A 26360-nucleotide genomic window follows, 5' to 3' on the forward strand; every position below is an offset into this window, starting at 1 on the left:
GGCGTAGCGTCGGGCGCAGCCCTCGCGGCGGACATCAGCACCCGAACCATCCCGCACTCCCACACCACACGCATCGACAGCCTTACTTCGTCACACCAGCATCACCGCAGACGGGACGTTCGGCATCACCCACCGGCTCCCCGTCTCCACCGCATCGGCACACCAGGCCCCCAGTACCACCGCAACCGCACCTCAGACCCCGGCACAGGCGATCCACGTGAGTTCCTCCCCCTCGGCGATTCCGCAGGCCCGGCAGCATCCGCAGCCGGCGCGGCGGGATGCCCCCGGCGCGTACCGCCTCGTGCGCACCCGGCCGGACGCGGTGCGCCCTCCTGCCTTGGACGCACGCCAGCGCGTCGTGGTTGACCACGAGGACGGCCCGCTGCTCGTGCTCGCCGGCCCCGGTACGGGCAAGACCACGACGCTCGTCGAGGCGGTCACCCGGCGGGTGCGGGAAGGCACCGACCCCGAGCGGATCCTCGTCCTCACCTTCAGCCGCAAGGCCGCCGTGGAGCTGCGCGACCGGATGGCGGCACGGCTGAGCCATGCGGCGGGGCCCGGGGCGGACGGAGAGACCGACGAGGGGAACGGGGCGCGTGGCGAGAACGGGGCGCGGGCGCACGAGCCCGTGCGCCGGGCGGGCAGCCCGCAGGCCACCACCTTCCACTCCTTCTGTTACGCCCTGGTCCGCGCCCATCAGGACGCCGACCTCTTCGCCGACCCGCTGCGCCTGCTCTCCGGTCCCGAGCAGGACCTCGTGGTCCGCGAGCTGCTGGCCGGCCAGGCCGAGCTGGCCCGTGAGCACCGCGCGCCGGTCGGCTGGCCGGACGAGCTGCGGGCGTGCCTGACCACCCGCGGCTTTGCCGACGAGGTGCGCGCCGTGCTCGCGCGCAGCCGGGAGCTAGGGCTCGGCCCGGACGCGCTGGGCGACTTCGCGCGCCGCACGGGACGGCCCGACTGGGGCGCGGCCGCGGGCTTCCTCGCCGAGTACCTCGACGTGCTGGACGCCCAGGGAGTGCTGGACTACGCCGAGCTGGTGCACCGCGCGGTGCTGCTCGCCGAGCGTCCCGAGGTGGCGGCCGAGCTGGCGCGCCGCTACGACGCGGTGTTCGTCGACGAGTACCAGGACACCGACGCCGCGCAGGTCAGGCTGTTGCAGGCGCTGGCCGGGAACCGCGGGCCCGCGCGCCCCGAAGAGGGCCGCGGCGGCCGCACCCTGATCGCCTTCGGCGACCCCGACCAGTCGATCTACGCCTTCCGCGGCGCCGACATCAACGGCATCCTCGACTTCCCGGAGACCTTCCGGCGCGCGGACGGCGCGCCGGCGCCCGTACAGGTGCTGCGCACCGCGCGGCGCTCCGGGGCCGCGCTGGTCGCCGCCACCCGGGTGCTCGCCCGCCGGATGCCGCTCAACCGGCTGCCCGCCCGTCAGGTCCGGGAGCACCGCGAGCCGACGCCCGTACGGGACGGCGGGCGGGTCGAGGCGTACACGTACCCCACGGCCGGCGCCGAGCTGGACAACATCGCCGACATCCTGCGCCGGGCCCATCTGGAGGACGGCGTCCCCTGGCAGGACATGGCCGTCCTCGTACGCGCCGGCGGCCGTTCGATCCCGTCCGTACGCCGTGCCCTCACCTCCGCCGGCGTCCCCCTGGACATCGACGGTGACGACCTCCCGCTGCGCCACGAGCCCGCGGTCGCACCGCTGCTGCTGGCCCTGCGGGTGGCGGCGACGGACGCGCCGGGGGCGGACGGGGAGGTGGTACCGGATGGGGACGGGCTGCCGGTCCGGGACCAGCTACTGGACGGGGACGAGCTGCCGGGCGGGGAGCCGTACGGGGAGTCGGCCGGCGGGCCGGAGGGGCATGAAGGGCCGCTGGAGCCGCTGGAGCCGCTGGAGGCGCCGGAGAGTGGCGGGGAGCCGTTGGCGGAGCCGGAGGGCGGCGAGGAGGCCGCCGGGGCGCCCGACGGGGCTGCGGAGGCGCCGGAGGGGGAACCGGACGGCGCCGCGGCGGCGCCCGCGGAGGCCACGCGCATCGCGCCCGAAGTGGCCATGGAGCTGCTGACGTCCCCACTCGGCGGGATGGACGCCGCCGACCTGCGGCGGCTCGGACGCGCGCTCCGGGAGGAGGAGCGGGCCGCGGGACGGACCGTGCCGCGCCCCTCGGACGTGCTGATCGCCGAGGCGCTGGACGAGCCGGAGCGCCTCGTGGCGCACGACCCGGGGTACGCGCGAGGCGCCCAGCGGCTCGGCCTGCTGCTGCGCAAGGCGCGCGAGCTGCTCGCCGGCGGCGGCACCGCCGAGCAGGCGCTGTGGGAGCTGTGGGACGGCACGCCGTGGCCGGGGCGGCTGGAGCGGACCGCCCGGCGCGGCGGCGCGGCGGGCCGCAACGCCGACCGCGACCTGGACGCCGTCGTCGCGCTCTTCGAGACCGCGGCCCGCGCCGAGGAGCGCACCGGCGGCCGCGGCGCCCTGAACTTCCTGGAGGAGCTGGACAACCAGGACATCGCGGCGGACACGCTGACCCGCCGCACCGTACGGCCCGACGCGGTCCGCCTGATGACGGCGCACCGCTCGAAGGGCCTGGAGTGGCGCCTCGTGGTGGTCGCCGGCGTACAGGAAGGGCTCTGGCCCGACCTGCGCCGCCGCGGCTCCCTCCTGGAGGCCGACCGGATCGGCCGGGACGGCCTCGCCGAACCGCTCACCCCGGGCGCGCTGCTCGCCGAGGAACGCCGGCTGTTCTATGTGGCGGCGACCCGAGCCCGCGAGCGCCTGGTCGTCACCGCCGTGAAGGCCGCGGCCGACGACGGCGACCAGCCCTCCCGCTTCCTCACCGAGCTCGGCGTCGACCCGGTGGACGTCACCGGGCGCCCGCGCCGCCCGCTCTCGGTGGCCGCGCTCGTCGCCGAGCTGCGCGCCACGACCGTCGACCCCGGCGCCTCCGAAGCGCTGCGCGCGGCCGCCGTCGAGCGGCTCGCCAGGCTGGCCGCACTCCGGGACGACGAGGGCCGCCCCCTGGTGCCCGCCGCGCACCCGTACCGCTGGTGGGGCCTGTACGAGCCGACGCACAGCTCCGTACCGCTGCGCGACCGCGACACCCCCGTGGCGCTCTCGGGCAGCGCGCTCGACCAGCTCGCGAACGCCTGCGCGCTCCAGTGGTTCCTGGGCCGGGAGGTCAGGGCGGACGCGCCCGCGACCGCCGCGCAGGGCTTCGGCAACGTGATCCACGTGCTGGCCGACGAGGTCGCCGCCGGGCGCACGCCCGCCGACCTCGCCGTCCTGATGGAGCGGCTGGACTCCGTATGGGACGCGCTCGCCTTCGATGCGCCGTGGAAGTCGCGCCAGGAGAAGGACAGCGCGCGCGCCGCCCTGGAGCGCTTCCTGCGCTGGCACGTGATGGAGCGCGAGGCGCTCGGCCGCACCACGGTGGCAACCGAGCACGGCTTCGACGTGACGCTCGAGGCCGGTGCGGCGGGCGAGTACGCGGTCCGCATCCGCGGCAGCATGGACCGCGTCGAGGCCGACGCGGACGGCCGTGCGTACGTCGTGGACTTCAAGACGGGCAAGAGCAAGCCGACAGCGCCCGAGGTGGCCCGGCACCCGCAGCTCGCCGTGTACCAGCTCGCGGTGCGCGAAGGCGCGGTCGACGAGGTCTTCGAGGGGCGCACTCCGGAAGCGGGCGGTGCCGAGCTCGTACACCTGCGCCAGGGCGCCCCCAAGAAGGACGGCGGCGACGCGCTCCCCGTGGTGCAGGCCCAGCAGCCCCTAGACGGCGACTGGGTGGGCGACCTGCTGGCCACCGCCGCCGGGCGGGTCCTGGAGGAGCGCTTCGTCCCCTCGACCGGCAAGCACTGCGCCCACTGCGCGTTCAAGAGCTCCTGCTCGGCGCGGCCCGAGGGGCAGCACGTCGTCGAGTGACGATTCGCGCCACCCGAGTCCTTTACAGGCTCTGACCGGCCCTTTTCCTCCGTTGTCAGTGCCGCCCGTTACCGTCTCGGACGTGTCCGCACGCATCACCGACCCCGAACAGCTCAAAGAGCTGCTGGGCATCCCGTTCACCCCGGAGCAGACGGCCTGCATCACCGCGCCGCCCGCCCCGCAGGTGATCGTGGCCGGCGCCGGCTCCGGCAAGACGACGGTCATGGCCGCCCGGGTGGTGTGGCTGGTGGGCACGGGGCAGGTGGCCCCCGAGCAGGTCCTCGGCCTGACGTTCACGAACAAGGCGGCGGGCGAGCTGGCCGAGCGGGTCCGCACGGCCCTGCTCGCGGCCGGCGTGACCGACCCCGATCCGGTGCCGGCCGGCCGGGGCGGCGCCGACGACGCCCCCGGAGAGCCGCGCATCTCCACGTACCACGCCTTCGCCGGGCAGCTCCTGAAGGACCACGGCCTGCGCATCGGTGTCGAGCCCAGCGCCCGGCTGCTCGCCGACGCCACCCGCTTCCAGCTCGCCGCCCGGGTGCTGCGCGCGGCGCCGGGCCCGTATCCCGCGCTCACCACCTCGCTGCCCACCCTCGTCGAGGACCTCCTCGCCCTCGACGGCGAGCTCGCCGAGCACCTCGTCACCCCCGAGGAGCTGCGCGCGCACGACACCCGGCTGCTGGCCGAGCTGGACGCCGCCAAGCTCAGCAACGCCGAGCTGCGCCAGGTCCCCGAGGCGGTGCGCGGCCGCCTGGAGCTGCTCGACCTGGTCGGCGCGTACCGAAGCGAGAAGCGCCGCCGCGACCTCCTCGACTTCGGCGACCAGATCGCCCTCTCCGCCACGCTCGCCACCACACGCGCCGAAGTGGGCGGCCTGCTGCGCGAGGAGTTCGCCGTCGTCCTCCTGGACGAGTATCAGGACACCTCGGTCGCCCAGCGCCTGCTGCTCTCCGGGCTCTTCGGCGGGGGTACAGGGCACGCCGTCACCGCTGTCGGCGACCCCTGCCAGGCCATCTACGGCTGGCGCGGCGCCTCCGTGGCCAACCTCGACGACTTCCCCCGGCACTTCCCGTTCGCCGACGGCAGCCCGGCGCGCCGCTTCGCGCTCAGCGAGAACCGCCGCAGCGGCGGCCGCCTCCTGGACCTCGCCAACGGCCTGGCCGCCCCGCTGCGCGAGCGCCACGAAGGCGTCGAGGCGCTGCGCCCGGCACCCGGCGCGGAGCGCGACGGCATCGTGCGCTGCGCCCTGCTGCCCACCCACGCCGACGAGATGCGCTGGCTCGCCGACTCCCTCGCGCACCTCGTCCGTACGGGCACGCCGCCCGGCGAGATCGCCGTCCTGTGCCGTACGGCCGGCGATTTCGCGCGTATCCAGGGCGAGCTGGTCGCGCGCGACATCCCGGTGGAGGTCGTCGGCCTCTCCGGGCTGCTGCACCTCCCCGAGGTCGCCGATCTGGTCGCCGTCTGCGAGGTCCTCCAGGACCCCACCGCCAACGCCGCCCTGGTCCGCCTCCTGATCGGGCCGCGCTGGCGCGTCGGCCCCCGGGACCTCGCCCTGCTCGGCCGCCTGGCCCGTACGCTCGTGCACCACGAAGGGCCCTCCGACGACCCCGAGCGGCGCCTCGTCGAAGCCGTCGAGGGCACCGACCCCGCCGAGGTGATCTCCCTCGCCGACGCGCTGGACACGTTCCTCGGGACGGACGGCGCTTCTCACGAGGGCGACGGGCCGGGAGCCGGGCTGCCCTTCTCGGCCGACGCCAGGGTCCGCTTCGCCCACCTCGCCGCCGAACTGCGCGACCTGCGCCGCTCCCTCGGCGACCCCCTGATGGACGTCCTGCACCGCGTCCTGGCCACTACGGGGCTCGACGTCGAGCTGTCCGCCTCGCCGCACGCCTTGGCCGCCCGCCGCCGCGAGACCCTGAGCTCCTTCCTCGACGTCGCCGCCGGCTTCGCGGCCCTGGACGGCGAGGCCACGCTGCTCGCCTTCCTCGGCTTCCTCCGCACGGCCGTGCAGCACGAAAAGGGCCTGGACAGCTCCCTCCCGGGCGGCGAGAACACCGTCAAGGTCCTGACCGCGCACAAGTCCAAGGGCCTGGAGTGGGACGTGGTCGCGGTCCCCGGGCTGGTCGACAAGCAGTTCCCCAGCAGCCGGTCCCGCGAGTCCTGGACCAGCCAGGCCAAGGTGCTGCCGCACGGCCTGCGCGGCGACGCCGACACCCTGCCCGACGTGCAGCAGTGGGACAGCCGCGGCATGAAGGCGTTCAAGGAGGCGATGAAGGACCACCAGTCCACCGAAGAGCTGCGCCTCGGGTACGTCACGTTCACCCGCCCCCGCTCCCTGCTGCTCGGCTCCGGCCACTGGTGGGGCCCCGACCAGAAGAAGCCGCGCGGCCCGTCGGACTTCCTGGAAGCGCTGCGCGCGCACTGCGAGGCGGGCCACGGCGAGGTCGAGGAGTGGGCCGATCCCCCCGAGGAGGACGCGGAGAACCCGGCCCTCGTGGCGGCTGCCGACGACGGCACGGGGGAGTGGCCACTCCCGCTGGACCCGAAGGCGATGGCCCGGCGCCGGGGAGCGGCGGAAGCGGTACTGGAGCGCCTGCGGCACCTCGAAGCGGGCGCCCCCGCCGACGCCGCCTCCGAAGGAATCGGGGCCCCCGAGGCCGAGGTCCCCGCGCCCGCGCCCGACCCCGCGCACCCGGGCTCTCCCGAGTACTCCGGTGGAGCCGCCCCCACCGTCCCCGCGGCCCGGGACGGCGACGCGGCCGACGCGGCGACCACGCTCGTCCCCGAGGAGCGGCGGGCGATCGCTTCCTGGGACCGGGACCTCGACGCGCTGGCGGGCGAGCTGCGCAGGTCCAGGGCGCGCGTCCAGGACGTGCCGCTGCCGGTCTCGCTCAGCGCCTCGCAGCTGATGCGGCTGGCCGCCGACCCGGACGGCTTCGCGCGGGAGCTGGCCCGCCCGATGCCGCGCCCCCCGCAGCCCGCCGCGCGCCGCGGCACCCGCTTCCACGCCTGGGTCGAGTCCCGCTTCGAGGAGCTGACGCTGCCGATGCTCGGCCCCGAGGAGCTGCCCGGCGCGGCCGACGACGAGCCGTACGAGGACGGCATCGCCGACGAGCGGGACCTCGCCGTCCTCAAGGAGGCGTTCGCGCGCACCCCGTATGCGCGGCGCACCCCGCACCGAGTGGAGGCGCCGGTCCAGCTCACCCTCGCGGGCCGGCTCATCCGCGGCCGCATCGACGCCGTTTACCGCCAGGACCCCGATCCGGAGGCGGCGGACGGCTATGCAGGCCCCACCTACGAGATCGTCGACTGGAAGACCGGCCGCGGCCAGGACGCCGACCCGCTCCAGCTGGCCCTGTACCGCCTCGGGTGGGCCGAGCAGCGCGGCGTTCCGCTGTCCGCCGTGCGCGCCGCCTTCGTGTACGTACGCAGCGGTGAGGTCGTGCGCCCCGACCGCCTCCCGGGCCGCCGCGAGCTGGAACGCATCCTGCTCGGCGAGGCGCCGGACGGCGCGGCGGAGGCGTACGACGGCGACCGGGCGTCCCCAGCCGGTCACGGAGGTGAGACCGACGACCGTGCGACCCACACGGGCCGATAGGCTCAGGGGTATGAGCAGCACCCCGGACAGCGCTGTCCGCACGTACATCAGCAGCCGACGTGACGCCTTCCTCGACGACCTCGGCGCCTGGCTGCGCATCCCCTCCGTGTCGGCCGACCCCAGCCACGCCCCCGATGTACGCCGCAGCGCCGAATGGCTCGCCGCGAAGCTCACCGAGACCGGCTTCCCGACCGCCGAGGTCTGGGAGACCGAGGGCCTGCCCGCGGTGTTCGCCGAGTGGCCGTCCGGCGACCCGGAGGCCCCGACCGTGCTGGTCTACGGCCACCACGACGTGCAGCCCGCCGCCCGTGAGGACGGCTGGCACACGGAGCCCTTCGAGCCGCACACCGCCGACGGCAAGCTGTACGCGCGCGGTGCCGCCGACGACAAGGGCCAGGTGTTCTTCCACACCCTCGGGGTGCGGGCGCACCTCGAAGCGACCGGCCGCACCGCCCCCGCCGTCAACCTCAAGCTGCTCATCGAGGGCGAGGAGGAGTCCGGCTCGCCGAACTTCCCCGCGCTGATCACGAAGCACGCGCACCGCCTCGCGTGCGACGCGGTGATCGTCTCCGACACCGGCATGTGGGCGAAGGACACCCCGACGGTGTGCACGGGGATGCGCGGCCTCACCGACTGCCAGATCGACCTGTACGGCCCCGACCAGGACATCCACTCCGGTTCCTTCGGGGGCGCCGTGCCGAACCCGGCGACCGAGGCGGCCCGGCTGGCCGCCGCGCTGCACGACGCGGACCGCAGGGTCGCGATCCCCGGCTTCTACGACGGCGTGATCGAGCTCACGGAGCGGGAGCGGGAGCTCTTCGCCGAGCTGCCCTTCGACGAGGACGCGTGGCTGCGCACGGCGCACTCGCACGCGGCCCTCGGCGAGGCGGGCTACTCGGTACTGGAGCGCATCTGGGCCCGCCCCACCGCCGAGGTCAACGGCATCGGCGGCGGCTACCAAGGCCCCGGCGGCAAGACCATCGTCCCGTCCTCCGCCCAGCTGAAGCTGTCGTTCCGGCTGGTCGTGGGCCAGGACGCGGACGCCGTCCAGAAGGCCGTGCGTGCCTGGGTCGCCGAGCGGCTGCCGGCCGGCATCCGGCACGACATCACCTTCTGGGGCGCCACCCGGCCCTGTCTGACCCCACTGGACCACCCCGCCCTGCAGTCGGTCGCCCGCGCGATGGGCCGGGCCTTCGGACAGCAGGTCCGCTTCACCCGGGAGGGCGGCTCGGGGCCCGCCGCCGACCTCCAGGACGCGCTCGGCGCCCCGGTGCTCTTCCTGGGCATCTCCGTCCCGTCCGACGGCTGGCACGCGCCCAACGAGAAGGTCGAGCTGGACCTGCTCATGAAGGGCGTCGAGACCGCGGCGTATCTGTGGGGCGACCTGGCGGAGAACTGGCGCCCGGCATGACCCGTTCTCCGCGGTCGGGCCCCTCGTAGTGCCGCCGCCCCATATCCGTACGCAGCCCGCACCTCTCGCATAGGGGGAGTTGGAAACACCAGTGACCACCCGGATCGATCACGACGCACACCGGCCCATCACCTTCAGCGCCGACAGTGGCATCGACCGCAGCGCGCATCACCGACTCGACGAGGCATGGCTCGCCGCGGCGTGGAGCCACCCGACGACGCGCGTCTTCGTGGTCTCGGGCGGCCAGGCGCTGGTGGACGACACCCCGGACGGCCGCACCGAACTGGTCATGACGCCCTCCTTCGAGGCGCCGATGACCGAGACCCACCGTTACTACCTGGGCCAGGACGAGGACGGCGTCCGGTACTTCGCGCTGCAGAAGGACTCGCTGCCGGGGCGCATGGACCAGTCCGCGCGCCCGGCCGGGCTGCGCGAGGCCGGCCTGCTGCTGTCCGAGCGCGACGCCGGGCTGCTCGTGCACGCCGTCGCCCTGGAGAACTGGCAGCGGCTGCACCGCTTCTGCTCGCGCTGCGGCGAGCGCACGGTCATCGCGGCCGCCGGCCACATCCGCCGCTGCCAGGCCTGCGGGGCCGAGCACTACCCGCGTACCGACCCGGCCGTGATCATGCTCGTGACCGACGAGGAGGACCGCGCGCTGCTCGGCCGCCAGGTGCACTGGCCCGAGGGCCGGTTCTCCACGCTCGCCGGCTTCGTCGAGCCCGGCGAGTCCATCGAGCAGTCGGTGCGGCGCGAGGTCTACGAAGAGGCCGGCGTGGTCGTCGGGGACGTCGAGTACGTCGCCAGCCAGCCCTGGCCCTTCCCCTCCAGCCTGATGCTCGGCTTCATGGCCCGCGCCACCTCGCCCGAGATCCAGGTGGACGGCGAGGAGATCGAGGAGGCCCGCTGGTTCTCCCGCGAGGACCTGCGCGAGGCGTTCGAATCGGGCGAGGTGCTGCCGCCGTACGGCATCTCCATCGCGGCCCGCCTGATCGAGCTCTGGTACGGCAAGCCGCTGCCGAAGCCGTAGCGGCCGCGGACATGCGTGAGGGCCGGAACCGTCGGGTTCCGGCCCTCACGTGTCCGGCCTCACAGCATGCGCGCCGCGCGAGCGTCAGGCGGCGAGCTTCTCCTTGATCCACGCGAGCGGCGGGTTGCCCATGGCGTGCTGCTCGCCGCCGCTCTCGGGAACCACGACGACCGTCGGCACGAGCTGGTTGCCGCCGTTCACGGTCTCCACGTACTTCGCCGACTCCGGGTCGTGCTCGATGTTGACCTCGGTGTACGCGATGCCCTCGCGGTCCATCTGGCCCTTGAGCCGACGGCAGTAACCGCACCACGTGGTGCTGTACATCGTGACAGTGCCCGCCATGAGTCCCGTACTCCTTTGTGCTGGTCAGCTGTGCGCTGCTGGGGACCGCGGCATCTGCCGCGGCCGGAACGGTTCAACGCGCGACCACTCCCGGCCATTCCCGGCCGCCTACGGGGCGCGCGTATTCGTATGACCGCCGAGCCCGGCTGTGGACAACATTCTCGGCTGCCGCCGTGGACCTGGCAGCATGGCGGGGTGACAGCAGCAACGGATCCCACCCTCTTCCCGCAGGCACCGCAGGCGACGAACTTCCCCGTCGCCCCGGCGGACGCCGACGCGGTGCTGGAAGGGCTCGACCCCGAGCAGCGCGAGGTCGCCACCGCGCTGCACGGCCCCGTCTGCGTGCTGGCCGGTGCGGGCACGGGCAAGACCCGCGCGATCACCCACCGCATCGCCTACGGCGTCCGCGCGGGCATCCTCCAGCCGAGCACCGTCCTGGCCGTCACGTTCACCGCGCGTGCGGCGGGCGAGATGCGCGGCCGGCTGCGCCAGCTCGGCGCCGGCGGCGTCCAGGCCCGTACGTTCCACTCCGCCGCGCTGCGCCAGCTCCAGTACTTCTGGCCCAAGGCCGTCGGCGGCGAGGTCCCCCGGCTGCTGGACCGCAAGGTCCAGCTGGTCGCCGAGGCCGGGGCCCGCTCCGGCATCCGCCTGGACCGCACGGAGCTGCGCGACGTCACGGGCGAGATCGAGTGGTCCAAGGTCACCCAGACCGTGCCGGCCGACTATCCCGCCGCCGTGGCCAAGACGACCCGCGAGGCCCCCCGCGACCCCGCCGAGATCGCCCAGATCTACCGCACCTACGAGGACCTCAAGCGGGACCGCGGCGTCATCGACTTCGAGGACGTGCTGCTGCTCACGGTCGGCGTGCTTCAGGAGCGCCCGGACATCGCCGAGCAGGTCCGCGCCCAGTACCAGCACTTCGTCGTCGACGAGTATCAGGACGTGAGCCCGCTCCAGCAGCGCCTCCTGGAGCTGTGGCTCGGCGACCGCGACAGTCTCTGCGTGGTCGGCGACGCCAGCCAGACGATCTACAGCTTCACCGGCGCCACCCCCGATCACCTGCTGAACTTCCGCACCCGCCACCCCGGCGCGACCGTCGTGAAGCTGGTCCGCGACTATCGCTCCAGCCCCCAGATCGTCCACCTCGCCAACGGCCTCCTCGCCCAGGCCCGCGGCCGCGCCGCCGAGCACCGCCTGGAGCTGATCTCCCAGCGCGAGGCGGGCCCGGAGCCGGTGCACACCGAGTACGGCGACGAGCCCGCCGAGGCGGAGGGCACCGCCCGCCGCATCAGGGACCTCATCGCCTCCGGCGTGCCCGCGGGCGAAATAGCCGTCCTGTTCCGCATCAACGCCCAGTCCGAGGTGTACGAACAGGCGCTGGCCGACGCGGGCGTGCCGTACCAGCTGCGCGGGGCCGAGCGGTTCTTCGAGCGTCCGGAGGTCCGCGAGGCCGGGCACAAGCTGCGCGCCGCCGCCCGCTTCGGTGGGAACGACGCCCTGCTGGACGACGCCATGGACCTGCCCTCCGAGGTCCGGGCCGTGCTCAGCGAGATGGGCTGGGGCGACCGGCCGCCGGCCGGCTCCGGCGCCGTGCGGGACCGCTGGGAGTCGCTGGCCGCCCTGGTCCGGCTCGCCGAGGACTTCGCGCGGGCCCGCTCCGGGGCCACCCTCGCCGACCTGGTCGCCGAGCTCGACGAGCGGGCCAATGCCCAGCACGCCCCGACCGTCGACGGTGTGACGCTCGCCTCGCTGCACGCCGCCAAGGGCCTGGAGTGGGATGCGGTCTTCCTGGTCGGCCTCACCGACGGCATGCTCCCGATCACGTACGCCAAGACGGACGAGCAGCAGGAGGAGGAGCGCCGCCTGCTGTACGTCGGCATCACGCGCGCCCGGCGCCACCTGAGCCTCTCGTGGGCTCTCTCGCGGTCTCCCGGCGGCCGGGCCCACCGGAGTCCCAGCCGGTTCCTGAAAGGGCTGCGACCGGGCTCCGGGGCCGCCGGACAGCGGTCGCCCGGTGGCGCCGGCGGTATCGAGCGCGGCGCCGGCGGAGCGGCCGGCCGCGGCGAGGAGCGGGACGCGGTCCCCCGCAAGCGCCGCGGGCCGATCCGCTGCCGGGTGTGCGGCCGGGTGCTCAGCGACGGCGGCGAGATGAAGCTGATGCGCTGCGAGGACTGCCCCTCCGACCTCGACGAGGGGCTGTACGAGCGGCTGCGGGACTGGCGCGCGGCGCAGGCCGAGGCGTTGGGGCAGCCGGCATTCTGCGTCTTCACCGACAAGACACTCATGGCGATAGCCGAGGCGGTTCCGGGAACCGAACAGGAGCTGGCGAGCATCCCTGGAGTAGTAAGGCGCAAGCTCGGCAGATTCGGCGCCGACGTCCTGGCCCTGTGCGCGGGAGAGGAACTCCCCGGTGGAGAACTCGCGACGGACCGGGCCGGAGGTGACGAGGACGCTACGGAATGAAGGCTTCCGGGGAACGGTTCCTGCGACGCGGAAAAGTCGTCGGAAAAATAGTTTGCGCGCGCGGAGCGCATCCCCATAGCCTTCGGAAGCACGGAGACAACGGGCCTTCCGAGAACCGTTGGATTCGTGCTGTACTGAACAACCCGGACCGGTTCGCATCGGTCCCCGAAGACGCCGAAAGGAGGCGAGACCAGTGATCAGCTTCATCGAGACCCAGAAAATGACCGATCTCTCGGTCGCCGCCACCTGCCCGCTCGGCTCTTCGCTCCATGGCACCGGTCTGTCCGGAGCCGGCCTGTCCGGTTCCGTCCGTCCGTCCGGCGTCGAGGCAGCGCGTCCCGCGACCCTCGCGATTCTTCCGATTCGCGAGCGCAGCGAGCGACCGACCAAGGCACCTGAGGTAGCAGCAGCGGCAAACGGGCACGCCTTTGCCTTTGCGGCGGCCAATGGTGCCGAATCCCGGACTCAGTACGCCACGACTCAGTACGCCACGCAGCAGCAGAACATGTGGGCCTTCCGCGGGCTCGAACCCTGGAGTGATCCAGCCTGATCGGCGAGATCAGGTCGGCACCTTCCAGGGCCGCGGAACCCACACCGGGATCCGCGGCCCTTTTGTTTGTCCTTCTGCAGCCGGCAGAGGGCGCTACACGACAGCCCAGCCACCAGCCGGGCCGAACAGACGAGGAACACACCACCGTGCAACTCCAGACGCACACCCCGTCCGTCGCCACCGACCTGATTCCCCCGCCCGACTCCCAGGAGAACTCCTTGCTGCCCCTCACCGAGCTCGACGACGAGATCGACCGCCTCGGCGCCGCCGTCCCGTGCCGCACCTACGACCCGGAGGTCTTCTTCGCCGAGTCGCCGGCCGACGTCGAGTACGCCAAGTCGCTGTGTCAGACCTGCCCCGTACGCGAGGCATGCCTGGCCGGTGCCAAGGACCGCCGCGAGCCCTGGGGGGTCTGGGGCGGTGAGCTCTTCGTCCAGGGGGTCGTCGTCGCCCGGAAGCGCCCGCGTGGCCGTCCGCGCAAGAACCCGGTCGCGGCATGAACACCACAGGCACAGGCACAGGAACGATCGACCGTCCCGCCACCAGGGACCCCCAGAAGCAGGACCCCACGATGAACCCGTCCTTCACCGACACCCCCGCCCCCGCGAACTCCGGCGCGAACGAGCGTCGTCAGAACAGGACCCGTGAAATGCAACTCATCCCAGAAGCCCTGGCGAGGGCCCATATCCATCAGCGCTTGCGCGAGGCCGAGACCGAACGCAGAGCTCTCCGGCTCGCCACGGCCCGGCGCATGCAGCGCCGCGCCGAACGCGTCTCCCTCCGCGCCCGCCGCGCCCTGGCCATGGCCGTCATGCAGTGACACCCGCCCCTCACCTGCCCACCCCGTAGCGCGCCCCACGCCCCTCCCGGGCAGTGCGGCGCGCTACGCGCTGTGGGAGGAAGGGACAGGGGGTAGAGGTAGGGCCAGAGATAAGAGATAGGGGCAGAGGCAGGGAGTGCTTGGTACTTGGTACTTGGCAGATCAGCGGCTCGGGGGGGCCGTACGTCGCGACCTCTGGATCGGATAGTGCGCCGCGACTCCTGGACCGGGTCGGACCGGATCGGATCTGATCGCGCCTTGCGATATCTCGATCAGATCGTGCGCCGTCGTGGTGGAACGTGCACCCGGTGCGTGGACCGTGCGCCGGGGCGGCTGGGCCGTGCGCCGGGATGCCGGAGTCGTGCTCCGACACGCACCGCCTTACTGGTGCGTTGTGCACGTATTGTCGGCCTTGGTGGAGATATCGTCGGGCAGTGGACCATGAGACGCATGAACGGGCGGAGTTGACCGACGAAACCGACCGGACCGACCGGTCCTCCCGGACGGGCGGGCCCGTCGGGGCGGGCGAGGGCATGGTGTGTGCCCGGTGTGGCGCGGTGGCCGATGGTACGCCCGCGACCTGGACCTGTTCCGTCGAGAACGGCACCCGCCGCTACTTCTGCGAAACCTGCGCCCGCACCCATCTCCGCGCCATCGAATCCCGCCTGGACTCGGCCTGGTGGTGATCACCCATGCCCGCCGTCGAGGCCGTCAGCGGGCATCAAACGGGGGAGAAGCGTAACGGAAGTCCGTGGCCGTTTCCCCGCGTCCCAGCACCACCCGGGCGCTCACCCCGCCCTCTGCCTCGCCGATCCCCGTCTCGCCGATCCCCGCCACGCCGAGATCGGCGAGCGTCATCCGCGCCGTGATCGTCATGCAGGTGGCGAGCGCGGCCTCCAGGAGTTCGTGCGGCCGCATGCCTGCCGAACCGCCCACGTCCGCCTTGCAGGTGTCCGCGACACCCTCGTTCTTCCCGGCCCGGTAAGCCACTTGGTAGGGAATCGCCGGCATCCGCGCCTCGACAGCCATCCGTTTCCCCTGCCCTTCCCTGTCCCGCTTCTCGCCCGCCTCTTTTCGCGGAGGCTAGCGACGGCCACCACATGCCGAGAAGAGCGGTCCGCATGGTGGTCGCAGCGGTGTCGCTGTGGTCGCGGCAAAGGCAATGGTTGCGGCGAAGACGAGGTGGCGGTTGCGGCGAAGGCGGTCCGGGATCGGGTCAGGCGGAGGTTTCTTCCGCGTCCTCCTCGTCCGCGGTCGTATCGCTCCGGGAACCCCTGCCGGCGCCGGCGTCCGTCTCCATGTCGGAGCAGGTGTCGCGAGTGGACTGGGTGGGGAACGGAGCGGGCTCGGGCGTGGTCACGGGCGCAACGAAGCCCGGTAGCCACGTGGTGAGTTCGTCGCGGAGCCGGACCGTCGCGCCCAGCTGGCACAGCACGCCGATCGTGCTCAGCGTCACGCGGTGTATCAGGAGATACGCCGGCGGCAGGTTCAGCTGCTTGCCCAGCTGGTGGGCGGGGGAACGGGGATCCGCGATGCGGGTGGCCTGGGTGCGCATCCAGCCCCGGGTGAAGGTGAACTCCTCGGCCTGCGCCGGCTCGATGATCGGCAGGAGGTAGTCCATGACGGCGTCCGGCTCCAGGTCGACGGAGTCCTTGACGAATCCCTCCTCGCACAGCAACTCGTAAACCGCATCCGCCCGGCCGTCCAGCGTCATCCGCAGCGACGTGCCGATCGTGGGCGGCAGCCCGTCCGGCAGCCGGTCGACCGTGCCGAAGTCCAGTACCCCCAGCCGCCATTCCTCCGGCAGCCCGTCGGGCGCGTCCCCGGTCAGCAGGCGGAAGTTGCCCGGGTGCGGGTCGGCGTGCAGCAGGCCCGTACGCGCGGTGCCGGAGAAGAGGAAGCGGGCCAGCAGTTGTCCGGCGCGGTCCCGCTCCTCCGGGCTGCCGCCCGAGATCACTTCGGAGAGCGGTACTCCGTCCATCCATTCCGTGACCAGCACCTGGTCGCCCTGGTGGACGACGGCCGGCACCACGACGTCCGGATCGTCGGCGAACTCCGCGGCGTACGTGCGCTGAGCCGCTGCCTCCAGGCCGTAGTCCAGCTCCTCCGAGACCCGGTCGCGCAGCTCGGTGATCAGCGGTTTGACGTCCATCCCGGGGATGAGCGGGCCCAGCAGACGGGCGAACCGCCCCAGTTGGGCGAGGTCGGAGAGCAGTGCCTCGCCCGCCCCGGGGTACTGCACCTTCACCGCGACCTCGCGGCCGTCGTGCCACACCGCCCGGTGCACCTGCCCGATCGACGCCGCGGCCGACGGCTTGTCGTCGAACTCCGCGAACAGCTCCCGCCAGTCCTCGCCCAGCCGCTGGGCGAGCACCGCGTGGACGGTGGCGGAGGGCAGCGGCGGCGCCGCCTCCTGCAACTTGGTCAGCGCGGCGCGGTAAGGCCCGGCGATCTCCTCCGGCAGCGCCGACTCGAAGACGGACAGCGCCTGCCCGAACTTCATGGCCCCGCCCTTGAGCTGGCCCAGCGTCGCGAACAGTTGCTCGGCCGTGCGCTGCTGGAGCTCCGTGGCGATCATCTCCGCCGGCCGCCCGCCGATGCGCTTGCCCAATCCGAGTGCGGTGCGTCCGGCGAAGCCCAGGGGGAGGGCGGCGAGCTTGGCGGTACGGACGACGGCCTTGCGCGGCAGATCAGACATGTGCACGTCCTCCCAAGGTCCCGACTCGGCCGGGAGCGTTGTTCCCACAGGTCAGGTGAGTCAGAGCGGTCGGATCGGTCAGAGCGGACGGATCAGTTGGCACGACCGGTTCGGTGGGAGTGGCCGGTCGAGTATCAGCAAGATCGATGACATCGGTGATGCCGGTGAAGCCGATGGAGTCGGAGCGGCGTTCGGTGGAGTCCGAGCGTTCGGTGGAGTCGGAACGGTCGGCGGGGTGGGTGGAGGCGGCCGGGACGGCGCGGTCGGCGTCCGCGGGATCGGTGACCGCTGGGTGAGGTTGTGCCGGCATGCGCCCCTCCAACTCGCGCTGGCCCCGGGTGGGGTTACTCCGTCATTGTGGCGTGTCGGGGACGAGGATCCGAGGCGGCTGCCGTGGCAGGGGAGCGCGCCGCGCCACAAGGGCACTCGGGATGAGCCTCGATCTGATCGATGTCCCAGCTCATACAAGGGAGCGCAAGCTCCGTCCGTGCGCCCGTACAGGGTGGCAGATGCCCGTCGAGGAACGTCAGGACCTGTGTCGCGGCGAGTCCCGCCACGGTCGTGGCCAGCGCCGCGTCGCACGCGGGCACAACCGGCGCGGCGCGGCCCGAACGCCACTGGGCCAGCAGCCGGGGCCAGGCCGGCTCGGCGTCCGTCCGGCGCAGCTCCCAGCAGCCGGCGCAGGCCGAGTCGCCGGGGAGCACCAGCGGCCCCACCACTGCCGTGGCCTCGATCACGCCCGCGTACAGATGGGGCATGCCGGTGGCGAGGTAGGACTCGGCGAGCCGGGGATCGGGGGCGTAGGCGGCCAGGCCGTCCCGTGGGGCGAGCACCGTCAGGGCGAGGGGCGCCTCATCAGGCGGGGCGGACGCGCCATCGGCGGGCCGGGCGGATCGGCCCGTTCGCCCTGTGCGTGGGCCGGTTCGTCGTGTCCATGGAGAGGAGGCGCTGACCAGGCGGCGGGCGGACACGTCCCGCCGCTCGCCGACACGGTCGGCGGGGAATCCGGCGGGCAGTACGTCCCAGGGCTCGACCCGGCCGCCGTCCTGCACGTCCACCTGCCCGACGCCCGCAGCGGAGAGCAGCGCCGCGATCGACGCGCCCACCCGGCCCGTGCCGCGCACCCGTACCCGTGCGGAGTGGCGCGCCCACAGCCGTTCGTCCGCGCCCGCCGAGTCGCGATGGCGTACCGACAGGGCGGCAAGGTCGGGGCGCAGCCGGTCGAAGGCGGGGAGGTCGGCCTGGAGCGCTTCGGTCGCCGGTGTGCCGCGGGCGGGCGTCTCCAGCAGCCCGGCGGCGTCCAGGCGGCCGACGATTTCGCGGGCATGACCCGGCGGCAGCTGCAGCGCCTTGGCCTCGCGCTCCAGTTGCTCCACGCTGCGGGTGCCGTCGATCAGGCTCAGCAGACTGCCGGTCGCGCTGTCCAGCGGGCCCACCACCACGGCGTGGGCCGGGGCGACGCCGAAGCGCACGGTGGCCCTGTCCCGCCAGCCGCGCCGCAGAGCCGGCTTGAGCATCGGGTGCGGGGAAGGGAGAGGAGAAGGGAGAGGAGTCGAGGGGCTGGGGGAGAGAGGGGCAGGGCGGGGGCGGGAGGCGGATTTCGGCGATTCGGGTGCTGAGGGCGGTGTGGGTGGTGAGATGGTCGGGTGTGGGTGCGGCATGTCGTCCCCCGTTGGTGCGGTGCCGGTCAGTGGTGCCGTCGGGCGGGCAGATGGTCACGGACTTCTGGACGGTGATCACGGACTTCGCGGTGGTCTTCGGGCCTTCGGGCCTTCCGGTCTTCCGGCCTTCCGGTCGTCCGCGGAGGTCCGGATCTGGCGTACGGCTCGATCATGCGGCAAAGGCTGGATCGGTGCCGGAAGTTATCCACAGAAGGCGCGATTAGTCGTACAAGCGCCGAGCGTCTCTGTACCCGTCATGGAGGGTTTCGCCCGCGACCCGGCTCGGGGACGGGACTTCGCCCGGCGCCAGAAGGTAACGTCGGGGCGTGCCCGCCGACCCACCGCACCGTGCCGCCGACCCGCAGCGCAGGACCGTAGCGAGCCCGCAGAGCCGCGCGTCCGCGACCAGCGCGGTCGAGGTGCGCAGAAGCTCGCGGCGGCGGCGGACGGTCTCCGCGTACAGAGAGGGCGACCGGACCGTCGTCCTGATCCCGGCCCGGATGTCCGAGGCCGAGGAGCGTCGCTGGGTGACGGTCATGCTGGACAAGCTGGCCGCCCAGGAGAGCAAGCGGATGCTGGGCGACGACGAGCTGGCCGAGCGCGCCGAGCGGCTGTCGGCGCAGTACTTGGGCGGCCGGGCCCGCCCCGCGTCCGTGCGCTGGGTCACCAACCAGAACACCCGCTGGGGATCGTGCACTCCGGCCGAGGGCAGCATCCGGCTCTCGCACCGGCTGCAGGGGATGCCGGAGTACGTCATCGACTACGTGCTCGTGCACGAGCTGGCCCATCTGCTCGTGCCCGGACACGGTCCCAGCTTCTGGGAGCTGTTGACGGCGTACCCACGTACGGAGCGGGCGCGCGGCTACCTCGAAGGAGTGGTCGCCGCCGATCGGCTGCCGCACCTGCCCGCAGCGCGCAGCGAGTGACGGCGGGGCCGTCCCGACCGTCACTTTCGTGACAGAACCGTCGAGCCCCGGCATCGTGCCGCGTCCGGGCCGACGGTTAGCCTGACGTGCAAGGCAATCAAGCTCGGATGGGGGACGGTCGTTACGTATGGCCAGGGAATTCCAACGGGGCCACAAGGCCAGGATCAGTGACCTGACCGCAGGGACGGATCTGTACGTGGGCGTACGGATCGCCGGTCCCGGTCTGACCTTCGACATCAGCTGTTTCGGCCTCGACGCCGACGAAAAGCTGTCCGACGACCGGTACTTCATCTTCTTCAACCAGCCGAAGTCACCCGAGGAGTCCCTCCAGCAGCTCGGTGCGCAGGCCGGTGACACCGAGTCCTTCCGGGTCACGCTCGACCGGATCCCGCAGCACGTGCAGAAGCTGTCCTTCACCGCGGCGATCGATGGTGCGGGGCAGATGTCGCAGATCGGTCCGGGGTACATCCGGATCGTCGCCGGGGGAGAGGAAGTCGCGCGGTACTCCTTCACGGGGACCGAGTTCAGTACCGAGCGCGCCGTCATGCTCGGCGACTTCTACATGAAGGACGTGTGGCGCTTCGCGGCTGTCGGACAAGGGTTCGACGGCGGTCTGGAGGCGCTGCTGAAGAACTTCGGCGGTGAGGTCGCCGAGGAGGCGGAGGCCGCGCCGCAGCCGGACGCCGTTCCGGGCTTCGCGCCGCCCGCCGCCGCGGAGGCCGCGCCCGGTTTCGCGCCGCCCGCGGCCGCCGAGCCGGCCCCGGCTCCCGCCCCGGCCCCGGCACCCGGCTTCGGTGCCCCGCAGCCCACGGTCCCGGAGCCCGCGCAGCCGTACGCCACGCAGCCCGAGCCCGCCCTCGCCCAGCAGCCGGACGCGCCGCAGCAGCCCCATGCTCCCCAGCAGCCGGTGGCTCCGCAGCAGGACCGGCAGGCGCAGCTGCACGCGGCGCCGACCATCGCCGCTCCCCTGGCGCCGCCGGCCGGCGCACCGCCGCAGGCGCCGTACGGTACGCCGCAGGACGGCTCGCAGCAGGGGCAGGCCGCTCCCTACGGGGCCCCCGCCCCGGCGGCCCCCTATGGAGCGCCCGCGCCCTATCCGGGCCAGGCCGTGCCGCCGCCCGCCCAGCCCGGTCCGTACGGCCAGCAGCCGCCCGCCTACGGGCAGCCGGCGCCGCAGGGCAGCGGGCAGTACGCCGTGCCGCAGCAGGGCGGCCCCGGGCTGGAGGCCTCGCTGCAGAAGTACCGGGAGGCCGCCACGGGGCAGCGCTGGACGCCCCAGAGCGAGAAGCTGATCCGGGTCGACCTCGGCGTTGACGGGCAGCCGGTACTGGCCCGCCAGGGAAGCATGGTGCTCTACCAGGGCAAGGTCGACTTCAGCTACAAGGGCGCCGGCTTCCGCGGCCGCATCGTGGGCAACGCCACCGGCCAGGAGATGCAGCTGATGCGCTGCTCCGGCCAGGGCCAGGTCTTCTTCGCGGAGGACAGCGCCCATGTGCACCCCATCGAGCTGCAGGGCGACGCGATCTGCGTCAACGCCGAGAGCGTGCTGGCCTTCGACGAGTCGCTGCAGCACGAGGTGCGCCGTATCGAAGGGCACGGCATCCCCGGGGGCGCGCTGTTCACCATGCAGTTCCAGGGCACCGGCACGGTGGTCGTGAAGACCGCCGGCACGCCCGTCGTACTGCCCGTCACGCCGACCACCTTCGCGGACGCCAACGCCATCGTCGCGTGGTCCGCCGCCTCCCAGGTGATCATCTCCAGCCAGGTGCGGCTGCGCCGCAGCGCGTACCCCGGTCACTCGGGCGAGTCCGTGAACCTCCAGTTCCGGGGTGCTCCCGGCAACTTCATCGTCGTCCAGCCCTACGAGGTCTGAGGGAGCCCGTCATGACTCAGCAGCAGCTTTCGGGCTATGCCCCGACCGCACCCGTGGCCCGCATGGAGAACCACGGCAGTGCGATGGTGAAGATCGCCATGCAGAGCGGCCAGGACGTCTTCTGCCGCACCGGCTCGATGGTCGCCTACGAAGGCTTCGTCCAGTACGAGCCGAACCCGCCGGCCGTGCGCCAGGTGGCCTCCCAGTGGCTGACCGGCGAGGGCGCGCCCCTGATGAAGGCCAGCGGCGACGGCCTGCTCTACCTCGCCGACTACGGGGCGGACGTCGTGTGCCTCAATCTCAACGACGACGCCATCTCCGTGAACGGCACCAACCTGCTCGCGTTCGACGCGCACCTCCAGTGGGGCGTGCAGCGCGTCAAGGGGATGGCGAAGTTCGCGGGACAGGGATTGTTCAACGTGGGGATCGCGGGCACCGGATGGGTCGCGCTGACCTCGCGCGGCACGCCGATCGTCGTCGACTGCGGCCGCGGTGAGGACGAGACCTACGTGGACCCGGACGCGCTCGTGGCCTGGTCGACGAACCTGAACGTGAAGGGCAAGCGCAGCTTCAAGGCGTCCTCGATGATCGGGCGCGGCAGCGGCGAGGCGTACCAGCTCGGCTTCTCCGGCCAGGGCTTCGTGGTCGTACAGCCCAGCGAGGACAGCGCCGACCGGCTCCGGGCCCGGGGCTGAGGGGGAGGACTTCCGTAACCATGCAGAGCCCGCTTTTCGCCTACACAGAGGCGCAGACCCAGGACCGGTACGCGCTGCAGAACCCGCAGTTGCTGCGGGTCGCGCTGACCGGTCACGAGGACCTGCTCGCCCGTAAGGGCACGATGGTCGCCTATCAGGGGCTGCTCGAATTCGACGGGGAGTACCAGACCCCGAACCAGCAGCGGCGGCGCGCCCGGGCCGGCGAGGGCCTGGACCTGATGCGCGTCTCCGGACAGGGCACGGTCTACCTGGCCAACCTCGCCCAGCACGTCCACCTCGTGGACGTCGACCACGACGGGCTGACCGTCGACAGCAACTACGTGCTCGCGCTGGACTCCACGCTCCACTGGGAGGTCATCTCCGTGGACAGCCAGTACGGCATCTCCGGCACCGGCAAGTACCAGCTCAACATCTCGGGGCGGGGCAAGGTCGCGCTGATGACCTCGGGCCAGCCCTTGATGATGCAGGTGACGCCCGACAAGTACGTCAACGCCGACGCGGACGCGGTGGTCGCCTGGTCGACCTCGCTGCGCGTCCAGATGCAGGCGCAGACGCATTCCTCGGGCGTGTGGCGGCGCCGCGGCAGCACGGGCGAGGGCTGGGAGCTCAGCTTCCTCGGACAGGGCTACGCGCTCGTCCAGCCCAGCGAGCTGCTGCCGCCGCAGAACGCCGTCATCGGGCAGGGTCTCGCCGCCCAGTACGGGATGGGGCAGCGCGGCGCCCACGGGCAGAACCAGGGCAACATCTTCACCAACTGAGCAGGGCGCCTTCCGGGCGTCTCAGGGACGCGCGAGCGGGCCCGGCACCAACCGGTGCCGGGCCCGCTCGCCGCGCGTCCTACAGCAGCGTCCTCGTCCGCTCCACGAGCCGTACCACCGACTCGTCGGCCACGTCGGGCACCTCCTCGTAGGCGAACCAGCGCAGGTCCAGCGACTCGTCGCTGATCGCCTCCGTGGCGCCCTCCGGGGCCAGCGCGGCGTACTGCACGTCCAAGTGCCACGCGCAGGGCGTGTGATGGCGGTCCAGGCGCACCGGGCCGCCCTGCAGCAGCGTCAGCCCCCGGGCGATGCCGGACTCCTCGCGCGCCTCGCGCAGCGCCGCGTCCGCCAGCGTGGCGTCCTCGGGCTCGCAGTGGCCGCCCATCTGCAGCCACATCCGCAGCTTCTTGTGCAGCGTGAGCAGCACCCGGCCGCGCGACGGGTCGACCACCAGGGCGCTGGCGGTGATGTGCCCGTCGCCGCAGGGCTTCCACATGCCGTCCGGGTACGCGGCCAGGTGATCCAGATACGCCAGCCGCAGCCGCTCCTGGTCGGGAGCGGGCGCGGGCCACTCCTTCAGGACCCGCGCCGCGTCCTCATGAAGGCCGACGGTCACTTGGCGCCGTCGCCCTCGTCGCCGTCCTTGCGCTCGGAACCGTCGCCCTCGGAGCGCTCGCCCTCGGCGCCCTCGCGCTTGGTCAGGTCCGGAGTGCCGCCCCCGGCCGCGCCGCTCGCCGCCTCGCCGAGCATCTTGTCCAGCTCGGAGAAGTCCAGCTGCTCGCGGTGCACGAAGCCGTCCGGGTCGTCCAGGTCCTGCGCCGTGGGCAGCATGTCCGGGTGCGACCACAGCGCGTCCCGGCCCTCCAGGCCGCGCGCGTCCGTGAGCGAGGCCCACAGCCGCGAGGCGTCCCGCAGGCGCCGCGGGCGCAGCTCCAGGCCGATGAGCGTGGCGAAGGTCTGCTCGGCCGGGCCGCCGGTCGCCCGGCGCCGCCGCAACGTTTCGCGCAGCGCGTCGGCCGACGGCAGGTGCGGGGCCGCCGCGGCGTGCACCACCGCGTCCACCCAGCCCTCCACGAGCGCCAGCGCCGTCTCCAGACGGGCCAGCGCGGCCTTCTGCTCCGGGGTGTCCTCGGGCTGGAACATGCCCTGCTGCAGCGCGTCCTGCAGCTGCTCCGGATGCGCCGGGTCGAGCTGGCCGACCGCGTCCTCCAGCTTGCTGGTGTCGACCTTGATGCCGCGTGCGTAGCCCTCGACCGCACCGAAGAGGTGCGAGCGCAGCCACGGTACGTGGGCGAAGAGACGCTGGTGGGCGGCCTCGCGCAGGGCCAGGTACAGCCGCACCTCCTCGGGCGGCACACCCAGGCCGGAGCCGAGCGCCTCGGCGTTGCCCGGCAGCAGGGCGGCCTTGCCCGACGGGCCCAGCGGCAGCCCGACGTCCGTGGAACCGACGACCTCGCCGGCCAGCGTGCCGAGCGCCTGCCCGATCTGGGTACCGAACATCGCACCGCCCATGGAGCGCATCATCCCGAGCAGCGGGCCGGCCATGGCCTGCATCTCCTCGGGGAGCACGTCGCCCATCGCGGCGCCGACGCGCTCGGCGACCGGGTCGACCAGCTCCTGCCACACCGGGAGGGTCTCCTCGACCCACTCGGCGCGGCTCCAGGCGACCACGCTGCCCGCGCCCGACGGCAGCGACGTCACGCCGTCCAGCCACAGGTCCGCCAGGCGCACGGCCTCCTCGACCGCGGCCCGGTCACCGGGCGACACGCTGGCGTCCTTGCTGCCGTCCGGGGCGCCCTGCGCCACCGTCTGGCGCGCGATGTCCTTGGCCATCTCCCAGTTCACCGGGCCGCCCTCGTACGAGAGCATCTGGCCGAGCTTCTGGAAGGCGGCTCCGAGGTCGCCAGGGTTCATCTCGCCCCCGGGCCCGCCCATGCCGCCGAAGAGCGCCGCGAACGGATTGTCCGCGCCGCCGCTCCCGCCGCCGAACCCGAACGGATTCGCGGGGCCCTGGTTACCTCCCTGGCCGCCCTTCTGCTTGCCGTTGTCGCCGTCCTCCGGCTCCTCCGGCGGAAGGCCGAATCCGAATGGGTTGTCACTCACGGGTTTCCTCGGCTCGTAGGGCCGCCGGCCCCGGGCCGACGGCGGCTGCCCGACATTCCCTTCCAGCCTAGAGGGTGTCCGGCCGTTCTCCGCGGCCGCGGAGAAGACGGTCCGGCGCCCCCTGTGACACCCGCGCCGCTCCGGGGCTCGGTGCTTGGCTGTCGGGGTGCCTGCGGCAGGATGGACGCACGCTGGTCCGTACGCGCCGGTGCGCATACGTACTGAAGACAACCGCTGGAGACGCCCGGTGAGTTCCCCAGATCCGACCGTTCGCGCAGCGCGAAACAGTGCTGCCAGGCCCGAGAAGACGCCCGATACGACCGTCCCCGCGGCAGCAGCGCCGCAGCACCGCCCCGTCGTGGCGGTCACCGGCGCCGCCTCCGGCATCGGCGCGCTGCTGACCCGCGCCCTGCTGGAGTCCGATGAGGTCAAGCGGGTCGTGGCCATCGATGAGCGGCGCGGGGACGACGAGGACGCCGACTGGCACGTACTGGATGTCCGCGACCCCGCCATCGCCGAGAAGCTCCGGGGCGCCGACGTCGTCGTCCACCTGGCGCTCGACCTCGACCTGGAGACCGACCCCGCAGCGCGCACCGCGTACAACGTGCGCGGCACCCAGACCGTCCTGACCGCGGCCGCCGCGGCCGGCGTGCACCGGGTCGTCCTGTGCACCTCCGCGATGGTCTACGGGGCGCTGCCCGACAACGACGTCCCGCTCTCCGAGGACGCCGAACTGCGCGCGACCGCGGACGCCACCGGGGTCGGCGACCTCATGGAGATCGAACGGCTGGCGCACCGGGCGCCGCGCGCCCACCCCGGACTGAACGTCACCGTGCTGCGCCCCGCCGTCCTCGTGGGCGGCACCGACACCGCGCTGACCCGGTACTTCGAGTCACCGCGCCTCTTGGTCGTCGCGGGCTCCCGCCCCACCTGGCAGTTCTGCCACGTGGAGGACCTGGTGAGCGCCCTGGAGTACGCCGCGCTGGAGAAGGTCGAGGGCGAGCTGGCCGTGGGCTGCGACGGCTGGCTGGAGCAGGAGGAGGTCGAGGAGCTCACCGGCATCCGCAGGATGGAGCTGCCCTCCTCGGTGGCCCTCGGCGCCGCCGCCCGGCTGCACCGGATCGGGCTCACGCCCTCGCCCGCCGGCGACCTGGCGTACACGATGCACCCGTGGGTGGTCAGCGGCAGCCGGCTGCACGAAGCGGGCTGGCGGCCCGGCTGGACCAATGAAGAGGTGCTCGCCGAGCTCCTGGAGGAGGTCGCGGGGCGGCACACGGTGGCCGGGCGCCGGCTGGGCCGGAAGGACGCCACCGCCGCCGGTGCTGCGGGGGCGACCGTCGCGCTGCTGGGTACCGCCGCGCTCGTACGCCGCGCCCGTAAGGCCCGGCGGCGCCTCTGAGCCAGCGCGGCGGCGCCTCTCGGGGCACGCGCGCCACAGGAGTGCCGGGAACCGTACGGAAGCGGCGGCTCCCTCCGGACGGCGGGAATGCGT

20 protein-coding genes are annotated in these 26360 nt (G+C 73.2%); 14 read left to right on the plus strand and 6 right to left on the minus strand.

Annotated features, from left to right (window positions below; translation table 11 throughout):
* The first annotated feature begins 217 nt into the window (after positions 1–217).
* The 4 genes from ACZ4MH_RS17645 (at position 218) to nudC (ending at position 9958) form a co-directional block, all read left to right on the plus strand.
* Entirely contained in the window at positions 218–3919 is a 3702-nt protein-coding gene (locus ACZ4MH_RS17645) for an ATP-dependent helicase (protein WP_467754557.1), read from the plus strand.
* Between the two features lie 82 nt (positions 3920–4001).
* Positions 4002–7520 (plus strand): ATP-dependent helicase, encoded by a 3519-nt coding sequence (locus ACZ4MH_RS17650; RefSeq protein WP_351594912.1) that lies wholly within the window; start codon positions 4002–4004, stop codon positions 7518–7520.
* A gap of 10 nt (positions 7521–7530) precedes the next feature.
* Positions 7531–8931, plus strand: a complete 1401-nt coding sequence (locus tag ACZ4MH_RS17655; protein ID WP_351594909.1) for a dipeptidase — start codon at positions 7531–7533, stop codon at positions 8929–8931.
* Between the two features lie 91 nt (positions 8932–9022).
* Positions 9023–9958 (plus strand): NAD(+) diphosphatase, encoded by a 936-nt coding sequence (gene nudC, locus ACZ4MH_RS17660; protein WP_351594906.1) that lies wholly within the window; start codon positions 9023–9025, stop codon positions 9956–9958.
* Positions 9959–10042: 84 nt separating this feature from the next.
* On the opposite strand, the gene ACZ4MH_RS17665 is transcribed toward nudC, so the two are convergent.
* Positions 10043–10300, minus strand: coding sequence for a glutaredoxin domain-containing protein (locus ACZ4MH_RS17665; RefSeq protein ID WP_351594903.1), 258 nt, complete (start codon positions 10298–10300; stop codon positions 10043–10045).
* Between the two features lie 129 nt (positions 10301–10429).
* Between ACZ4MH_RS17665 and ACZ4MH_RS17670 the strand changes: the two genes are divergently transcribed.
* The 5 genes from ACZ4MH_RS17670 to ACZ4MH_RS17690 all read left to right on the plus strand — a co-directional run bounded on the left by ACZ4MH_RS17670 (position 10430) and on the right by ACZ4MH_RS17690 (position 14819).
* Complete coding sequence (locus tag ACZ4MH_RS17670) at positions 10430–12763, plus strand: ATP-dependent DNA helicase UvrD2 (RefSeq protein ID WP_351594900.1); 2334 nt, start codon at positions 10430–10432, stop codon at positions 12761–12763.
* Between the two features lie 193 nt (positions 12764–12956).
* Positions 12957–13313, plus strand: a complete 357-nt coding sequence (locus tag ACZ4MH_RS17675) for a hypothetical protein (RefSeq protein WP_351594897.1) — start codon at positions 12957–12959, stop codon at positions 13311–13313.
* A gap of 146 nt (positions 13314–13459) precedes the next feature.
* Positions 13460–13813 (plus strand): WhiB family transcriptional regulator, encoded by a 354-nt coding sequence (locus tag ACZ4MH_RS17680; protein WP_351594894.1) that lies wholly within the window; start codon positions 13460–13462, stop codon positions 13811–13813.
* Positions 13810–14133 carry a hypothetical protein gene (locus ACZ4MH_RS17685; protein ID WP_351594892.1) on the plus strand — a complete coding sequence of 108 codons (324 nt, stop codon included), beginning with the start codon at positions 13810–13812 and terminating at the stop codon, positions 14131–14133. Before ACZ4MH_RS17680 ends, ACZ4MH_RS17685 begins: the two co-directional genes overlap by 4 nt.
* A 434-nt stretch (positions 14134–14567) precedes the next feature.
* Positions 14568–14819 (plus strand): hypothetical protein, encoded by a 252-nt coding sequence (locus ACZ4MH_RS17690; protein WP_351594938.1) that lies wholly within the window; start codon positions 14568–14570, stop codon positions 14817–14819.
* Between the two features lie 25 nt (positions 14820–14844).
* Here ACZ4MH_RS17690 and ACZ4MH_RS17695 read toward each other — a convergent pair whose 3' ends face one another.
* The 3 genes from ACZ4MH_RS17695 to ACZ4MH_RS17705 form a co-directional block, all read right to left on the minus strand.
* Positions 14845–15162 (minus strand): OsmC family protein, encoded by a 318-nt coding sequence (locus ACZ4MH_RS17695; protein ID WP_351594889.1) that lies wholly within the window; start codon positions 15160–15162, stop codon positions 14845–14847.
* Between the two features lie 187 nt (positions 15163–15349).
* Positions 15350–16831 carry an ABC1 kinase family protein gene (locus tag ACZ4MH_RS17700; RefSeq protein ID WP_351594886.1) on the minus strand — a complete coding sequence of 494 codons (1482 nt, stop codon included), beginning with the start codon at positions 16829–16831 and terminating at the stop codon, positions 15350–15352.
* Between the two features lie 344 nt (positions 16832–17175).
* Entirely contained in the window at positions 17176–18348 is a 1173-nt protein-coding gene (locus tag ACZ4MH_RS17705; RefSeq protein ID WP_351594883.1) for a ThiF family adenylyltransferase, read from the minus strand.
* 470 nt (positions 18349–18818) lie between these two features.
* On the opposite strand from ACZ4MH_RS17705, the gene ACZ4MH_RS17710 reads away from it, so the two are divergent.
* From ACZ4MH_RS17710 to ACZ4MH_RS17725, 4 genes are all read left to right on the plus strand, one after another.
* Entirely contained in the window at positions 18819–19418 is a 600-nt protein-coding gene (locus tag ACZ4MH_RS17710) for a M48 metallopeptidase family protein (RefSeq protein WP_031067354.1), read from the plus strand.
* Positions 19419–19545: 127 nt separating this feature from the next.
* Positions 19546–21291, plus strand: coding sequence for a TerD family protein (locus ACZ4MH_RS17715; RefSeq protein WP_351594880.1), 1746 nt, complete (start codon positions 19546–19548; stop codon positions 21289–21291).
* Between the two features lie 11 nt (positions 21292–21302).
* The gene (locus tag ACZ4MH_RS17720; RefSeq protein WP_351594877.1) at positions 21303–21986 is read left to right on the plus strand and encodes an AIM24 family protein; all 684 of its coding nucleotides are present in this window, start codon (positions 21303–21305) and stop codon (positions 21984–21986) included.
* A 20-nt stretch (positions 21987–22006) separates the two neighbouring features.
* Positions 22007–22765, plus strand: a complete 759-nt coding sequence (locus ACZ4MH_RS17725; protein ID WP_031067362.1) for an AIM24 family protein — start codon at positions 22007–22009, stop codon at positions 22763–22765.
* Positions 22766–22844: 79 nt separating this feature from the next.
* On the opposite strand, the gene ACZ4MH_RS17730 is transcribed toward ACZ4MH_RS17725, so the two are convergent.
* On the minus strand, positions 22845–23381 hold the full coding sequence (locus ACZ4MH_RS17730) for an NUDIX hydrolase (protein ID WP_351594873.1): 537 nt from the start codon (positions 23379–23381) through the stop codon (positions 22845–22847).
* Positions 23378–24868, minus strand: a complete 1491-nt coding sequence (locus ACZ4MH_RS17735; protein WP_351594870.1) for a zinc-dependent metalloprotease — start codon at positions 24866–24868, stop codon at positions 23378–23380. Before ACZ4MH_RS17735 ends, ACZ4MH_RS17730 begins: the two co-directional genes overlap by 4 nt.
* Positions 24869–25115: 247 nt before the next feature.
* On the opposite strand from ACZ4MH_RS17735, the gene ACZ4MH_RS17740 reads away from it, so the two are divergent.
* A complete protein-coding gene (locus ACZ4MH_RS17740) occupies positions 25116–26267 on the plus strand; it encodes an SDR family oxidoreductase (RefSeq protein ID WP_351594867.1) in 1152 nt (383 codons plus the stop codon).
* Positions 26268–26360 lie beyond the last annotated feature (93 nt).

Source organism: Streptomyces sp. NPDC026301, from assembly GCF_055567935.1.

Excerpts from the sequence above, each read along its gene's own strand:
- ACZ4MH_RS17725 (WP_031067362.1), top strand. The coding sequence starts at position 22,007 with ATGCAGAGCCCGCTTTTCGCCTACACAGAGGCGCAGACCCAGGACCGG.
- ACZ4MH_RS17655 (WP_351594909.1), top strand. The coding sequence starts at position 7,531 with ATGAGCAGCACCCCGGACAGCGCTGTCCGCACGTACATCAGCAGCCGA.
- ACZ4MH_RS17720 (WP_351594877.1), top strand. The coding sequence starts at position 21,303 with ATGACTCAGCAGCAGCTTTCGGGCTATGCCCCGACCGCACCCGTGGCC.
- ACZ4MH_RS17700 (WP_351594886.1), bottom strand. The coding sequence starts at position 16,831 with ATGTCTGATCTGCCGCGCAAGGCCGTCGTCCGTACCGCCAAGCTCGCC.
- ACZ4MH_RS17715 (WP_351594880.1), top strand. The coding sequence starts at position 19,546 with ATGGCCAGGGAATTCCAACGGGGCCACAAGGCCAGGATCAGTGACCTG.
- ACZ4MH_RS17670 (WP_351594900.1), top strand. The coding sequence starts at position 10,430 with ATGACCGCCGAGCCCGGCTGTGGACAACATTCTCGGCTGCCGCCGTGG.
- ACZ4MH_RS17695 (WP_351594889.1), bottom strand. The coding sequence starts at position 15,162 with ATGGCTGTCGAGGCGCGGATGCCGGCGATTCCCTACCAAGTGGCTTAC.
- ACZ4MH_RS17685 (WP_351594892.1), top strand. The coding sequence starts at position 13,810 with ATGAACACCACAGGCACAGGCACAGGAACGATCGACCGTCCCGCCACC.
- ACZ4MH_RS17665 (WP_351594903.1), bottom strand. The coding sequence starts at position 10,300 with ATGGCGGGCACTGTCACGATGTACAGCACCACGTGGTGCGGTTACTGC.
- ACZ4MH_RS17705 (WP_351594883.1), bottom strand. The coding sequence starts at position 18,348 with ATGCTCAAGCCGGCTCTGCGGCGCGGCTGGCGGGACAGGGCCACCGTG.